Source organism: Brevibacillus sp. MER 51 (assembly GCF_023714195.1).
In the GTDB taxonomy this organism is placed as follows: domain Bacteria; phylum Bacillota; class Bacilli; order Brevibacillales; family Brevibacillaceae; genus Brevibacillus.
In genome coordinates this window covers 47,543-60,793 of the sequence record NZ_JAMAUS010000013.1, presented here as the reverse complement: position 1 = coordinate 60,793, position 13,251 = coordinate 47,543, and the positions used below count along the sequence as shown (strand labels likewise).

Sequence of the window (13,251 nt, the reverse complement as noted above, 5' to 3'; positions counted from 1 at the left end):
AAGAAATCCTCCAATTACTGCATTTATTACTCGATCACTTGTCCAGCACGGTCGAGCATGGCTTGCGGAATCGTCACACCCATTTTTTCCGCTGCTTTCTTGTTCAATACGAGCTTCATGTCTGCTTGCACTTCAACAGCCATATCAGCCGGCTTCGCTTCACCCTTCAGGATTTTTGTTGCCATATCAGCTGTTTGCTCGCCCAGCTTTGTGTAATCGATCCCGTAAGTGGCAATCGCTCCGCTCTTCACAGAGTTTTCTTCACCAGCGATGACCGGAATTTTTTGTGCTTCAGCGACACCGATAACAGCTGCAATCGAAGAGACGACCATGTTGTCAGTCGGTACGTAGAAAGCATCTACTTTGCCGACCATGGACTCAGCTGCTTGCTTCACTTCTGTCGCGCTCGTAATCGCCGCTTCTTTAATCTCTAAACCAAGCTTGCCGGCTACTGCTTTTGCCGCATCTACCTGTACTTTGGAGTTGACTTCGCCAGAACTATAAATGATTCCAACAGATTTCGCATCAGCTTTCATTTCTTTGATCAGCTTCAATTGCTCTTCAACTGGATTCATATCTGATGTACCAGTTACGTTTGCTCCCGGCTTGTCCATCGCTGCTACCAGACCAGCTTCTACCGGGTCTGTTACCGCAGTAAAGAGGATCGGAATCTCTTTGCTGGTTTGTGCAGCAGCCTGTGCCGTTGGAGTCGCAATGGCCAGCACCAAATCTACTTTGTCAGCCTCGAATTTTTGGGCAATCTGAATGGCTGTATCCATGCTCGCTTGAGCGGATTGCACATCGATTTTTACTTGCTTGTCTTTTTCGTAACCATTTTTAGCCAGTTGGCTAATAAAGCCCTCTCTCGCCGCATCCAAAGCAGGGTGTTCAACGAATTGGGCAATCCCAATTGTCAACTGCTTGGTTTCAGTAGACGGAGCAGGCGCCGTCGTGGTAGCAGGAGCGGGTGTAGAATTGTTTGCAGGGGTAGTGCTTTGCTGTCCACAAGCGGTAACAGACAAAAGCAATAAAGGAAATAAAAAACTCTGAAAAATTTTAATACTCTTCTTTTGTTTGAACATTTAGTGAATTCCCCCTCGTGAATTTTTTTTTACAGTTTAACATGGATAAAACGGTTTTAAAAGAATAAAAAGAGAGCATGACGCTCTCTTTTTACTTGATGATTTCTTTCGCCTGTTGTTTGAGTGCCTCAGAAATAGTGAGCCCAAACTTTGCAGCAGCTGTTTCATTAATATACAAATCAGCTTGTTTCGAAATCTCTACAGGAGTATCAGCAACCGTCTGCCCTTTTAAGATACGGGCAGCCATATCGCCTGTTTGTTTACCGATTTGGTAGTAATCAATCCCGTAAGTAGCAACCGCTCCACGTTTCACTGTATCGGTATCAGAAGCAAATACAGGAATTTTGTTTTCCTCTGCTGCTCCCAGTACCGCTTCAAAGGAAGATACGACGGTGTTGTCAATTGGGATAATAATGGCATCTGCTTTACTAGCAAGACTTTGAGCTGCAAGCTGCACTTCGGATAACTGCGAAATGCCTGCCTTGACGATTTCTACGCCTTCTTTTTGCGCTGCGTCTTCCAATTCTTTGACCTGTACCTCTGAGTTAATTTCGGAAGTCGTATAGATCACGCCCAGCTTTTTCAGGTCAGGCAGGAAGGTTTTCACCAGCTTCAATTGTTGTTCCATCGATACTTTATCGGACGTCCCGGTCACGTTTTTGTCTGGTTTTTCCAGACTGCCAACCAGTTGAGCCGAGATCGGGTCTGTTACGGAACTGAAAATAACAGGTTTGTCAGCAATCGCCTTGGCTGCAGCCTGAGCCGATGGCGTCGCAATCGCTACGACAATATCCTTCTTATCTCCGGCATACTTCTGTGCGATCGAGACTGTATTGTTCATGTCACCATGGGCGTTCTGGGAGTCTACCTCCAAGTTCTTGCCCTCTTCGTAGCCAGCGTCCTTCAAACCATCCAAAATCCCTTTATGAATAGCATCCAGCGCAGGGTGCTCCACGAATTGCGTCAGCCCCAGCTTCACTGTTTGCCCTTGGCCTGTCGTTGCCGCTGTCTCTGTTTTCCCACCTGTTTCGTTACCACATGCTGCCAAAGAAAACGCCAGCAATGCGGTCAGTACCATACTGACTGCTCGTCTCATCTGTACTTCCTCCTCTAGTCTCTGCTCTTTTGCTGCTCCTAATCACCCTAAGTAATTAGGCTCATTGCCATCTATGCAACTTGTGTCCCATTATAGCAATTATATTACGCATTGAGAAGCCCCCTTTCCTCACTTACGTGGAACCGATTTCTTCCTCTGCTTTGCCGACTTTCTTTACATATACCCTGGTGATTCTGTAATGGTCGACCTCTCCCACGACAAATTCGTACTTTCCCTCTTTTACCCGATCTCCCACGCGCGGCGGATGGTCGATCTGCATGTAAATCCAGCCAGCAAGTGTATCCACATCGCTCGACTCCAATTCGATGTCCAGATAATCGCCCACTTCTTCCAATAACATACGCCCGTCCAATGACAGCATGCCGTCGCTTCGTTCTACCTCTGGGCGTTCATCGTCAAACTCGTCCTGAATGTCACCAACAATTTCTTCCATTATATCTTCCAGGGTCACCAGGCCCGCAGTGCCCCCATACTCGTCAATGATAATTGCCATTTGGCCTCGTTGTTTTTGCAGCATGGTCAACAATCGGCTGATCGAAATCGTCTCCGGTACCGTCAAAATCGGACGCATGAAGGTCTGAAGGTCATGGCTATCTCCTTCCAGAAGCCCTGTCAGCATATCCTTAATGTGCAAACTCCCCACAACATGATCCTTGTCACCATCCACTACTGGATAACGGGTAAAACGTCCGTTTTGGACATGCTTCACGTTCTCGTCAAAAGGATCTCGCAGGTTCAGGACAACCATATCCGTACGCGGAACCATGATTTCTCTTGCCATCGTCTCCGAGAAGTCAAAAATATTGTCAACCAGCATCAGCTCAGTTTGATCAATCAAGCCGCTTTTATGACTTTCATTGACAAGAATGCGTATCTCTTCTTCTGTATGTGCTTCCTGATGCGGCTCCAAGGATATATGAAAAAGCGCAAGAAAATGGCTCGCGGACCAGTTCAGCATTTGAATAAAGGGATACATGATTTTGTAAAAGAGTTGGATCGGCTTCGCTACTGCCAGTACCACCTTTTCCGAGTATTGAATAGCCAATGTCTTCGGAGCCAGTTCCCCCAGTACGATATGCAAAAAGGTAATCACCGAAAAAGCAATAATAAAGGAAATACTGGTAACAACCGTTTCATTTAAATGGAAGTATCGAAAAACGGGATGCAGAAGATGCGCAACGGCAGGCTCTCCTAGCCAACCGAGTCCTAATGAAGCCAGCGTAATGCCAAGTTGGCACGCAGAGAGGTAGGCATCCAAATTGTGCAGGACCCTCTCGACGTCGACAGCGCGCTTGTTTCCTTCCGATGCGAGCTGTGCAATCCGCGACTCCCTTACTTTTACTATCGCAAATTCAGTCGCAACAAAGAACCCGTTCAGGAGTACGAGGATCATGACCAAGATCAAATTAAACAAGCTTCCCCAAATTGCCATGCTCCCCTCCATCCTTTCCGTCCATGCTTTGGGATATTGTTTCCCATCGCAGCCAAAATGTTACCTGTTCGTTTTTCTTTCTTTTTGAGATTGTGATACCATAGTGCTGATTCCTATGCCTTTTGTAACGAGGTGAGTCTATTGTCCTACCGTCCAGACCTGCCCTTGATCGTTCAAAGCGATCGGACGATATTGTTGGAAACGCAACATCCTTTATTTTCCGAGGCCAGACAAGCTATCAGCGGTTTTACTGAGCTAATCAAGAACCCAGAATACATCCATACCTATCGGATTACCCCTTTATCGCTTTGGAATGCGGCTGCATCCGGTCTCACATCACAAGAGGTAACAGACGTGCTTGGCAACTACAGCAAATACGGTGTCCCGCCAACCATTGTCAAAGAAATTGAAGATACGATGCGAAAATACGGCTTGTTTCGTTTGGAACGCATTGGTGATCAACTCGTATTAATGAGTGAAGACCCGCTTCTTTTAGCAGAGGTGACCAGTTATCAATCAATCGCTGCTCTTTTTGAGAGTGAATTTGTCATCAAAAGCTATGCGCGCGGGTTGATCAAACAAGAGCTGATCAAGCTCGGGTTTCCTGTACAAGATTTGGCGGGCTATACAGAAGGCGAATCCTGTGCAGTCAGCTTGCGGGAAACGACATCTCGAGGCAAAGCATTCTCTTTGCGTTCTTATCAAAAAGAAGCTGTCGATGCCTTCTATTCCGGAGGCGCTGTGACCGGGGGAAGCGGCGTTCTCGTCCTACCCTGTGGTGCAGGAAAAACAGTCATTGGACTTGGTGCCATTTGCCAATTGCAAACAGCCACCCTCATTTTGACCACGAATACGACATCGGTTCGACAGTGGATCGCTGAGCTCTTGGACAAAACAGGACTTGATCCAAATATGGTCGGGGAATACACTGGTGACAACAAAGAAGTCAAGCCAATAACTGTGGCAACTTATCAAATTCTTACATATCGCCCCACCGCCGAAGATGATTTTCCTCATCTGAAACTCTTTTCAGAGCGCGACTGGGGGCTTATTATTTACGATGAGGTGCATTTGTTGCCCGCACCCATCTTTCGTGTAACTTCTGGGATTCAAGCCACTCGCAGACTTGGGCTGACTGCTACTCTCGTTCGGGAAGACGGGCGGGAGGAAGATGTTTTCACGCTGATTGGTCCAAAAAAGTACGAGGTTCCGTGGAAAGTCATGGAAGAGCAAGGCTGGATCGCAGAGGCGCATTGCCGAGAAATTCGACTCCCCTTTGAGCCGAAGTGGCGAGAGGCCTATGCACATGCATCCGCTCGTCAAAAGTTTCGCATTGCAGCGGAAAATCCAAAAAAACTGGAGGTCGTCCGCGAGCTATTGGAGAGGCACGCCCACGATCGCGTTTTGATCATCGGGCAATATATCGATCAGCTTGAACAAATGGCAACGGCCCTTCAACTGCCACTCATTACAGGAAAAGTACCGGACAAAGAACGTGAGCTTTTGTACACGCAGTTTAAAAAAGGGGAAATTACACGCCTGATCGTATCCAAGGTAGCCAACTTTGCGGTTGATTTGCCTGACGCCAACGTCGCCATCCAAATTTCCGGGACGTATGGTTCCAGACAAGAAGAGGCACAGCGCCTGGGACGTATCTTAAGGCCCAAAACAGACGACAACACCGCCCATTTTTATACATTGGTAACGCGAGACACGAAAGAACAGGAGTTTTCGCTCCATCGCCAGCTTTTTCTGGTCGAACAGGGCTATCCATACGATATTATAGAAATCGAAACGCTGGTCTGAAACGTTTACGAATAACCAGCGTCTCATAGAGGGAAGGGAGGCCAAAGATTCAATGCAATCCGACGCCGAAATCATTCAGCGGATTCTTCAAGGCGACATCGAAGCGTATCGCGACCTCATCCAGCGATATCAGCATATGATCTACGTTTTCATTTACAAAATGGTAAACAATCGCTCTGATGCAGAGGATCTCACTCAAGAAGTATTTGTTAAAGCGTATGAAAAATTGTCCACATTCCGTGGGGACAGCCAGTTTTCTTCTTGGTTACATACGCTTGCCCGAAATAAGAGCATCGACTTCTTGCGTCGCCGAAAGTATCATGACTCGGATGAACAATTGGCCTATGTGCCATCTAATACACGGGACGAATCCCCTCAGGAATCGCTCATGACAAAAGAGCAACGTCGAGAAATTCAGGAAGCCTTTGCTCTACTGTCAGATTCTTATCGTGAAGTGATCGTCCTTCGCTGTACGCACGAATATCCGTTTGAAAAAATAGCTACACTCCTCGGCATCGCCGAATCTACAGCTCGCGTCCGTTACTTGCGTGCTCGTCAGGAACTCGCAAAATTGTTATCCCGCAAGGAAGGGGGGCTCGTACATGAACTGCCAGGCATTTAGAAAAGCATGGCTAGATGACACAGATAGCGATTCATACTCACATATTGAAACCTGTGACGAATGCATCGCTTGGATAGAAACGCAAATGACAACAGAAGAGGAGGTGCAGTTCTTGAAGGAGGTTCCACTGCCTCAAGCGAACCTGGAAGACAGAATCATGCAAGCAATCTACCAGACCGCCGGAAAAGGTGTACCCCCTCACGCCGCTACTGCATCTTCAGAACAACAAACGAGCACAGTGATTTCAAAGCCAAACAAGCGTTGGACCAAAGGCTTCCCTTCATACGCTTGGGTTAGCGCAGCGGCAGTCTTGCTCGCAGTCGGTTTCGTCGGTTACCAACAACTGACACCAAGTAATATTCAAATGGCTGCCATACAAGAAAACGGAATGAAAGACACCAGGAACACGATTGCACACGACGAAACGGAATCAAAATCGGAACCGCAAGCTCCAGCACCTGCTATCGCTTCACTACCAGCAGCCGCTGATAGTCCGACGATGAAAAAAGCAGAAAGCAATCCAGAGTCTGCGGCTACACAATCGCAGGTCGCTCCGACTGCGCCTTCAAAAGATACACCTCCTGCCTCACCTGCCCAATCGAACAATGCGATTGCAATGGTGAAACCTGAGGAAAAAGCAACCACACCAGAGCCACGTACGATCAATAAAGACGGGCAGAACAGCGTGGCATCTCGCGGATTACAGGGGAACTCAGCTGATCAAGCGGCAAAAGCGAAATCAGAAGTTCCAGCGGAGTCAGCTAATACGGGTAACCATATAGCCGCTAAGGAAGCCAATGGGGCTGCTGCTGAGAATCCTACGACATTTGGGATCGCTTCCCAATTGGAACCAGACACGGCTGATGGCGGTGCGACTGAGAGCGCATTGGTCGGTCCAACGTTGCCGACGGCAGCGAAGCAGCCCATTACGCTCTCTTCCTTCACAGATTTGAACACCGCTGTACAAGCATCAGATATGCCCGTTCCAGCCCTGTCGCAATCACCGAATGGGTTCTCGATGAGTACGGTATCGGTCCAATATGAATCCGAAACCAGCCAGAAGGTGACTCGCTTAACTTCAGATTACAAGCGAAACAACGACTGGATTCGCATAGATGTTGTGCGAAATACTGAAGGCAAGCGCAGCCTCTCTATCCCAGGTACTTTCTCGGCTACTCAGTTGTTCGCGGTCAACGGAGAGCAAGCTATTGCTGTTTCTTTTGATCAAACGGATTCAAAAGCATCAACAGCCCAGCACTCGGCTCATTTTAACGCTCAATCCGACAACCAATCGTTGTATGTAGTCATGACGGCACATGGTGTCACCTTAAATGAATTAATGGATGCTGCCAAACATATCACATGGAATCCGTAAAAAGATCCCTACGATTAGAAAAGACACGACTTGATTTTCAGGATCGTGTCTTTTTTCTGTTCTGTCTTTTGATCCAATCCAACTTACGATATACTGAAGGAAGATAATTCTGAGGAGCTAACGAATGGACAAGTTTCACATCTGCTTCGGCCTATCTGCCTACGGTACACTTCGATCCGTCTTCCGCAAACAGAATCTACTACAAACGGAAAGCATCATCTGTATCGAGGATGATTTTTCAGTTGGACCGCCTCTACGCTGGTTAGTGACAGCGTTTTTTCCTACTTTTAATGCTTTTGATTTTTCTCCTGATTCCACTGCTTGATCTGCTCGATGATTTCCCGAATTTGATTGCGTGCTTCCATATGCTCAGGCTCGCTTCCCCAATGCTGAATCAGCGGTGGCATTGCTTTTGCCATTGTCGTGTATAGGCACCATATTTTTACCATCTCTACGCGCTCAGGGGTCGCTTCTCCTGTCAACAGCTCTGTAAATTTATGAACTAGATCCTCCAATTCAGGGACCAACGCTTCTTTTTTCTCGTCCATGTCAGTTACCTCACTTTCGGGAACTTTTCTATTTGTATCCTTGGTTTATTTTACGAAAAAACACCCACGCGGAAAAGGAAGATTTTTCAGGTGGGATCTGTTAGGCTTAAGCTATCAGAGGATCGAGGTGAAGACTTATCAAGGGCATTCGTATTCGACTGGTGCCAACAACCAGAGATAACTGGCAAGATGCATTACGCTTGCAGGTACAAGATGAGCAGCAGCGCTTTGTTCCGTCTGTTGCCGTTTCACTGGCGAAGGTCCATATCCGACCTGATGGTGACAACTGCGAATATGAACCATTTTGCTTGTATGATGCTGATAAAATGGTTGGGTTTGTCATGATTACCTATGACGCCTCAACAGATTGGTGTTACTGGTTCAACGGTTTTTTGATCGATCACCGGTACCAAGGTAATGGATATGGCAGAGCGGCTCTCGTAGCGATCCTGGATACGGTTCGGAACCGTTTCCCACAGAGCAGATTTATCAATCTGACCGTATGCCCGGACAATGCAGGTGCTAGAGATTTATACAGTCAAACCGGTTTTGAAGAAACAGGCGACGTATACGATGGAGAGATTGTCTACAGACTCACATTATGAACTGCATAAACAAAAACCGCCAGAAATTGGCGGTTTTCATGCGTATAGCTATTTCGTTTCTGGTACCATGAATTGCAAAAGACCAAAAGCCACTCCTGCCGTCAATAGCGCACTCCAGATAATAATGCCCACTGACATCCACAGCATGAGCTTTTTGGTAGGGGCTCCCAGCGAGATACCGATAGCAGCTCCCAGCGGGGCTCCTGTTAAGAGCGGCGAAGCGAGACCAAGCCCGACCACTCCGTATTTATCCCATATCTGCCACATGCGCCCCTGACGATTGCTCCGTTTCTCTACACGCTTTAAAAGCCAGTTGCGCAACGAACCTCCCACAAAAATAACAGCACCTGCGCTGATGATCGCACCCACCGCACTAAATATTCCGATCAGAATCGGTGGTAGCTGCAACATAAAACCTACAGGGATCGCTGCCCACAGCTCAAACATGCCAGATAGTGTCACCGAGCCTGCTTTCCATAATACATCCATTCTATTTCGCCTTTCTCCTCTCGCTGTCTATTTCATTCGTCATGATAAAGACGAGCAGACTTGCGATAAAGTAACGAAAAAGGTCAAATTAGGATGTGACATCCCTTCGGATAAAGGTTGCGTACGCAATGATCAGCGCTGCGATCGCCCATACACTCAACACGGTCAACGAGAAGGGCAACGTCATCCCCTTAATCGGAGGCAGTGTTCCATTGAGATAATCCGTCAGCTGCAAATTAACCACGAACAAGTATTTGGACGATTCCCAGGAGGATGCCATCTGCGTCAGGATCGTTCCGCTAATTAACGCGGCCATCATAATTCCCATCCCCGCAGCCGCACTCCGAACCCAAACAGAGACCATAAGTGTTACCGTTGCAACCACAACGCAGACGAACCAGCCCAGACCATACTGCATCAGCAAAAATTGCCATTGTGGCAGCATGAAAGCCCCAGATGTCTCCAGTTCTCCTCCCGATACTTCAAAGCCAGTCAAAATAGGAAGGTCCCAACCCGAATAGCCAAACACGACCCCAGAGAGCAAATAAGCGAGAATTAGTGTCGTGAGAACCGTTAGAGAGGTAAATAGCAACAAGGTGATGTATTTGCTGGTCAGCACCTTCCAACGCCGTACAGGCCGCGTCAATAGCAGCTTGACTGTCCCCTCGCTAAACTCAGAAGATACAAGGTCAACTGCGAGTACGACGATAATCATCGGCAAAAACATCGAAATGGCTTGGTCCATAAAGCCACGGGCAAAAGTAGGTCCACCTGGCGCCATCGGGTTAATGTCGTGATCCAAATAATATTGCTGCTGTGCGATCCGGACCTTGATAAAATCTCTCCACTCTTCTGGAAGACGGCTTGATGCCAGCCTGTTTTGCATATCGACGATTTGTTGGGTTAAGAGCGGGCGCCAGTCGGTCGTCCCCATTCGTTCTTGTGCAGTGACAACCGAGCGGTACTGTGCGTATGTAAAAATCGGAATCAGAATCGCCAAGATGAGCACAACAACGAGAAAACGGCGCCTGCGCAGCAATTTTATGGTTTCATTCTGTACGAGCCCCACCATGCTCTGCTCCATGACTTCCCCCTCCTCCCGTCAATGTAAGGAACAGGTCTTCCAGTGTAACCGTCTTCGTCGCAATTCCCATCACAGGTATGCCGCCATTGACCAACGCTTGGTTAGCCTCGCTTACTTTTTCAATATCCATGCGGGATTTCAGACGCTCTTCACTGACCACCCACACTTCTGTCACTGCTGGTAGGTTTCGCAAGAGCTGCTCGGCCTTTTGTATATAGGAAGACGGGATTGTCCAATCGACCTGATCAGCAAACTGCTCCATCAGTTCTTTGACTAATCCAACCGAGATGACCTTTCCTTGGCTGATAATCGCCACCCGGTCGCACATCATCTCGATTTCACTGAGAAGATGGCTCGAAATAAAGACAGCGAGCCCTTCCTCCTCGGCAAGCTTGCGAATAAACTGACGCAACTCACGAATTCCTGCCGGGTCCAAACCGTTCGTCGGTTCGTCCAGGATCAATATTTTCGGCCGGTGCAAAAGTGCCTGCGCAATCCCAAGGCGCTGTCTCATTCCGAGTGAGTACGTTTTTACCTTATCATCAATCGCCCGTTCCAAATCAACAAAGCGAACAATTTCCTCAATACGCTCAGGCGTAATACCACCGCTCATTCTCGTAAACTGCTCCAGATTCTCTCTGCCCGTCAAAAACTTGTACAGCTCCGGGTTTTCGACGATACAACCAACCTGCGCAATCGCTTGCGGAAACTGTTCCTGAAGGGAGATGCCTCCGATGCGAATATCTCCCCCATCCGCTTTTGCCAATCCAACGAGCATGCGGATCGTGGTCGTTTTGCCTGCGCCATTCGGCCCGAGAAATCCAAATACCTCTCCGGCGAAAACGTCAAACGTAATATCATGAATGATCGGCTTTTTGCCAATCGCTTTTTGCAATCCTTTTACTGAGAGGACCGTTTCGGCCAATGTGCGCCCTCCTATCTGAGTCTCCCCTCGTCAACTGACGATGGCGTTCTGTTTATGGTACACTGTCATAAGATGTCCATCCACATTATACCATGACCATACACTTTACAACGAATAGGAGGATACCCGATGCGCACATCCGGCCAATTTCTTTGGCGCACGGCAGGTCTCTTGTCTTTACTCTCCTTTCTCTTATTTGCGACAGGTTTTGTCCTCGCGATGAATCCGCAGCAGCTGGCCCCATCCACAGCTAACCCACCTGCGCAAAAAGAGCAGCCACCCTCTCCTTTACCAGAAAAGGGTGTCCACAAAGTAGTCGCTCTAGGGGATTCCCTCACGCGCGGTGCCGGAGACGCAAACGGCCAAGGCTATGTCGGACTCGTTCGCCAAGCATTGGAGAAAAAATCGGGACAGTCGATTACGTTCACAAACCTCGCGATAAATGGACAGGAATCATCTGAGCTGCTCAAGCAAATGTCCCAGGAGCAAGTGAAGAAGCTCCTCGCTGAAGCCGATCTAATTCTTTTTACCATCGGCGGCAATGACTTGTTCAGGCAGACAGGCGGGCTGTATACCATTGAAAAAGAAAAAGTGACCACGGCTCTTAATAAGCTCGCGGTCAACTATGAAGAGATTCTCAAACAAATTCGCAGCGTTAACAAGACCGCGACGATCGTTTACACTTCCCTGTACAACCCTTTTGGCAATACGGAAGCATCCGTCGACACCATCGGGCCCGTGCTCGATTGGAACAATCAGGCGTCCCAAATCGCCTCACGATACCCGCAAGTATTCGTGGTGCCGACCTACGACTTATTCTTGCGTAAAGAACAAAATTACCTGTATACAGACCACTTCCACCCGAATGCGGAAGGCTATAAACGGATGGCTGATCGCATCTTGCAAGCCCTAGAGTGATTCAACCCTCGCTTCATTCAAGGATTTGCCCCGGGTTGCCTCAAAAGCACGAGCACCCGCCCATTGGAAGGCACTACTCATCATCGAAGTCGCTGCTACCACCAGGAACAAGGTCGTACCTCCGTAATGTGCCAACAGCAATCCGCCCATCCACGGACCGATGAACTGGCCAAGGTTGCTGAAGCTTTTCGCACCGTAATAGCTGCCCCGCATATTCTCCGGGGCCATTCGGTCGATCAGGACGTCTCCTGCGGTAAATGTAAGGATTTCGCCAATCGTAAAAAACACCATTGCCACAATGAATATCAGCCACGAATTGGCAAAGGCATACCCAACGTCACCAACTGCATACATGGCGTTTCCCACCAAAATGGCGGTGAGAGGCGTCTTTTTTTCTGCCCAGGTCGTCAACGGAAGCTGCATCACAACGACGACAATCGCATTGACTGTCATCAGGATGGCAAACAGCTCTGTTCCATTCACGACCGTCATTTCTGCGAATTTGGCCAGCGTAGAAGACATTTGCGAGTAGCCAATCGCTCCTAAAACACCGGCGAGCATGTACAAACGAAACGCTTTATCTTGCACCACCACACTGAATGCTCGGCCGAATGTAACAACTTCTTTCTTTTGGCCTTCAATTTGCTTAATGCCGAACTTGTTCAATAATCCTTGCAAGCTAATCACATAAATGAGATATATCAGTGCAGTCACCAAGAAAGGTAGAGCGACAGAGCTTTTCGCAAGCACTACCCCTGCGATAGGCCCTACCGCTACCCCAACATTAATCGCCATGTAGCGAATACCGAATACACGAAGCCTCTTCTCTTGTGGCGTTACATCTGCCATCAGCGCCTGTGAGACCGGTTCGTAGAAGGATCGACAGAGTCCCCCTGCTATATTGAGCAAAAGCAGAATCCACGGGTCTTTACTAAGCGCAAACCCGACGAACACGAGTGTCCACACGTACAACGCACCTAGCATGACTCGCCTGCGCCCGATTCTGTCCGACCATGCTCCCGCAATAAACCCCCCGATTGTACCCGCGAGCGGTCCTGCTCCAATCGTCAATCCGATCATTGCCAAGCTCATATCTGTTTGATTGGACAAGTATAAAAACAAAAACGGCATGCTCATCGAGCTGGCAGCCCGGACGAACACGGTCCCGACGACTAATGACCAGACGATCGGGTGAAACTCCTGTAAACGCATCTTGATCCAGCTCATTTTCTCTCTCTCCCCACGACT

General features: G+C 48.3%; 14 protein-coding genes. 6 read left to right on the top strand and 8 right to left on the bottom strand.

The genetic code is table 11. From position 1 onward, the window contains the following. Positions 1 to 26: 26 nt before the first annotated feature. The 3 genes from M3630_RS23855 to M3630_RS23845 all read right to left on the bottom strand — a co-directional run bounded on the left by M3630_RS23855 (position 27) and on the right by M3630_RS23845 (position 3,631). Positions 27 to 1,082 carry an ABC transporter substrate-binding protein gene (locus M3630_RS23855; protein ID WP_173612293.1) on the bottom strand — a complete coding sequence of 352 codons (1,056 nt, stop codon included), beginning with the start codon at positions 1,080 to 1,082 and terminating at the stop codon, positions 27 to 29. 91 nt (positions 1,083 to 1,173) lie between these two features. After that, positions 1,174 to 2,178: an ABC transporter substrate binding protein gene (locus tag M3630_RS23850; RefSeq protein ID WP_251253748.1), complete on the bottom strand. Its 1,005-nt coding sequence runs from the start codon at positions 2,176 to 2,178 to the stop codon at positions 1,174 to 1,176. Between the two features lie 133 nt (positions 2,179 to 2,311). Continuing rightward, the gene (locus M3630_RS23845) at positions 2,312 to 3,631 is read right to left on the bottom strand and encodes a hemolysin family protein (RefSeq protein ID WP_251253747.1); all 1,320 of its coding nucleotides are present in this window, start codon (positions 3,629 to 3,631) and stop codon (positions 2,312 to 2,314) included. A gap of 141 nt (positions 3,632 to 3,772) precedes the next feature. Between M3630_RS23845 and M3630_RS23840 the strand changes: the two genes are divergently transcribed. The 4 genes from M3630_RS23840 to M3630_RS31235 all read left to right on the top strand — a co-directional run bounded on the left by M3630_RS23840 (position 3,773) and on the right by M3630_RS31235 (position 7,759). Next, positions 3,773 to 5,437 (top strand): DNA repair helicase XPB, encoded by a 1,665-nt coding sequence (locus tag M3630_RS23840; protein ID WP_285862066.1) that lies wholly within the window; start codon positions 3,773 to 3,775, stop codon positions 5,435 to 5,437. A 52-nt stretch (positions 5,438 to 5,489) separates the two neighbouring features. After that, on the top strand, positions 5,490 to 6,059 hold the full coding sequence (locus M3630_RS23835) for an RNA polymerase sigma factor (protein ID WP_007716978.1): 570 nt from the start codon (positions 5,490 to 5,492) through the stop codon (positions 6,057 to 6,059). After that, positions 6,040 to 7,434, top strand: a complete 1,395-nt coding sequence (locus M3630_RS23830; protein ID WP_251253745.1) for a hypothetical protein — start codon at positions 6,040 to 6,042, stop codon at positions 7,432 to 7,434. The genes M3630_RS23835 and M3630_RS23830 overlap by 20 nt, the downstream gene beginning before the upstream one ends. A 124-nt stretch (positions 7,435 to 7,558) precedes the next feature. Further along, positions 7,559 to 7,759, top strand: a complete 201-nt coding sequence (locus tag M3630_RS31235) for a DUF1835 domain-containing protein (protein WP_353057258.1) — start codon at positions 7,559 to 7,561, stop codon at positions 7,757 to 7,759. Here M3630_RS31235 and M3630_RS23825 read toward each other — a convergent pair. After that, complete coding sequence (locus tag M3630_RS23825; RefSeq protein ID WP_047068533.1) at positions 7,722 to 7,982, bottom strand: DUF2573 family protein; 261 nt, start codon at positions 7,980 to 7,982, stop codon at positions 7,722 to 7,724. The two genes, M3630_RS31235 and M3630_RS23825, sit on opposite strands and share 38 nt — an antisense overlap. A gap of 146 nt (positions 7,983 to 8,128) precedes the next feature. On the opposite strand from M3630_RS23825, the gene M3630_RS23820 reads away from it, so the two are divergent. After that, complete coding sequence (locus tag M3630_RS23820; RefSeq protein WP_251253812.1) at positions 8,129 to 8,587, top strand: GNAT family N-acetyltransferase; 459 nt, start codon at positions 8,129 to 8,131, stop codon at positions 8,585 to 8,587. A gap of 48 nt (positions 8,588 to 8,635) precedes the next feature. On the opposite strand, the gene M3630_RS23815 is transcribed toward M3630_RS23820, so the two are convergent. From M3630_RS23815 to M3630_RS23805, 3 genes are all read right to left on the bottom strand, one after another. Beyond that, complete coding sequence (locus M3630_RS23815) at positions 8,636 to 9,076, bottom strand: small multi-drug export protein (RefSeq protein WP_173612287.1); 441 nt, start codon at positions 9,074 to 9,076, stop codon at positions 8,636 to 8,638. A gap of 88 nt (positions 9,077 to 9,164) precedes the next feature. Further along, positions 9,165 to 10,160: an ABC transporter permease gene (locus tag M3630_RS23810; RefSeq protein ID WP_251253744.1), complete on the bottom strand. Its 996-nt coding sequence runs from the start codon at positions 10,158 to 10,160 to the stop codon at positions 9,165 to 9,167. Beyond that, positions 10,126 to 11,085: an ABC transporter ATP-binding protein gene (locus M3630_RS23805; RefSeq protein WP_251253743.1), complete on the bottom strand. Its 960-nt coding sequence runs from the start codon at positions 11,083 to 11,085 to the stop codon at positions 10,126 to 10,128. The genes M3630_RS23810 and M3630_RS23805 overlap by 35 nt, the downstream gene beginning before the upstream one ends. 129 nt (positions 11,086 to 11,214) lie before the next feature. Between M3630_RS23805 and M3630_RS23800 the strand changes: the two genes are divergently transcribed. Then, positions 11,215 to 12,003 carry a GDSL-type esterase/lipase family protein gene (locus M3630_RS23800; protein WP_173612285.1) on the top strand — a complete coding sequence of 263 codons (789 nt, stop codon included), beginning with the start codon at positions 11,215 to 11,217 and terminating at the stop codon, positions 12,001 to 12,003. On the opposite strand, the gene M3630_RS23795 is transcribed toward M3630_RS23800, so the two are convergent. Further along, on the bottom strand, positions 11,995 to 13,230 hold the full coding sequence (locus M3630_RS23795; RefSeq protein WP_173612284.1) for an MDR family MFS transporter: 1,236 nt from the start codon (positions 13,228 to 13,230) through the stop codon (positions 11,995 to 11,997). The two genes, M3630_RS23800 and M3630_RS23795, sit on opposite strands and share 9 nt — an antisense overlap. Positions 13,231 to 13,251: the final 21 nt, after the last annotated feature.

Excerpts from the sequence above, each read along its gene's own strand:
- M3630_RS23855 (WP_173612293.1), bottom strand. The coding sequence starts at position 1,082 with ATGTTCAAACAAAAGAAGAGTATTAAAATTTTTCAGAGTTTTTTATTT.
- M3630_RS23845 (WP_251253747.1), bottom strand. The coding sequence starts at position 3,631 with ATGGCAATTTGGGGAAGCTTGTTTAATTTGATCTTGGTCATGATCCTC.
- M3630_RS23830 (WP_251253745.1), top strand. The coding sequence starts at position 6,040 with ATGAACTGCCAGGCATTTAGAAAAGCATGGCTAGATGACACAGATAGC.
- M3630_RS23810 (WP_251253744.1), bottom strand. The coding sequence starts at position 10,160 with ATGGAGCAGAGCATGGTGGGGCTCGTACAGAATGAAACCATAAAATTG.
- M3630_RS23800 (WP_173612285.1), top strand. The coding sequence starts at position 11,215 with ATGCGCACATCCGGCCAATTTCTTTGGCGCACGGCAGGTCTCTTGTCT.
- M3630_RS23835 (WP_007716978.1), top strand. The coding sequence starts at position 5,490 with ATGCAATCCGACGCCGAAATCATTCAGCGGATTCTTCAAGGCGACATC.
- M3630_RS23815 (WP_173612287.1), bottom strand. The coding sequence starts at position 9,076 with ATGGATGTATTATGGAAAGCAGGCTCGGTGACACTATCTGGCATGTTT.
- M3630_RS31235 (WP_353057258.1), top strand. The coding sequence starts at position 7,559 with ATGGACAAGTTTCACATCTGCTTCGGCCTATCTGCCTACGGTACACTT.
- M3630_RS23825 (WP_047068533.1), bottom strand. The coding sequence starts at position 7,982 with ATGGACGAGAAAAAAGAAGCGTTGGTCCCTGAATTGGAGGATCTAGTT.
- M3630_RS23795 (WP_173612284.1), bottom strand. The coding sequence starts at position 13,230 with ATGAGCTGGATCAAGATGCGTTTACAGGAGTTTCACCCGATCGTCTGG.
- M3630_RS23850 (WP_251253748.1), bottom strand. The coding sequence starts at position 2,178 with ATGAGACGAGCAGTCAGTATGGTACTGACCGCATTGCTGGCGTTTTCT.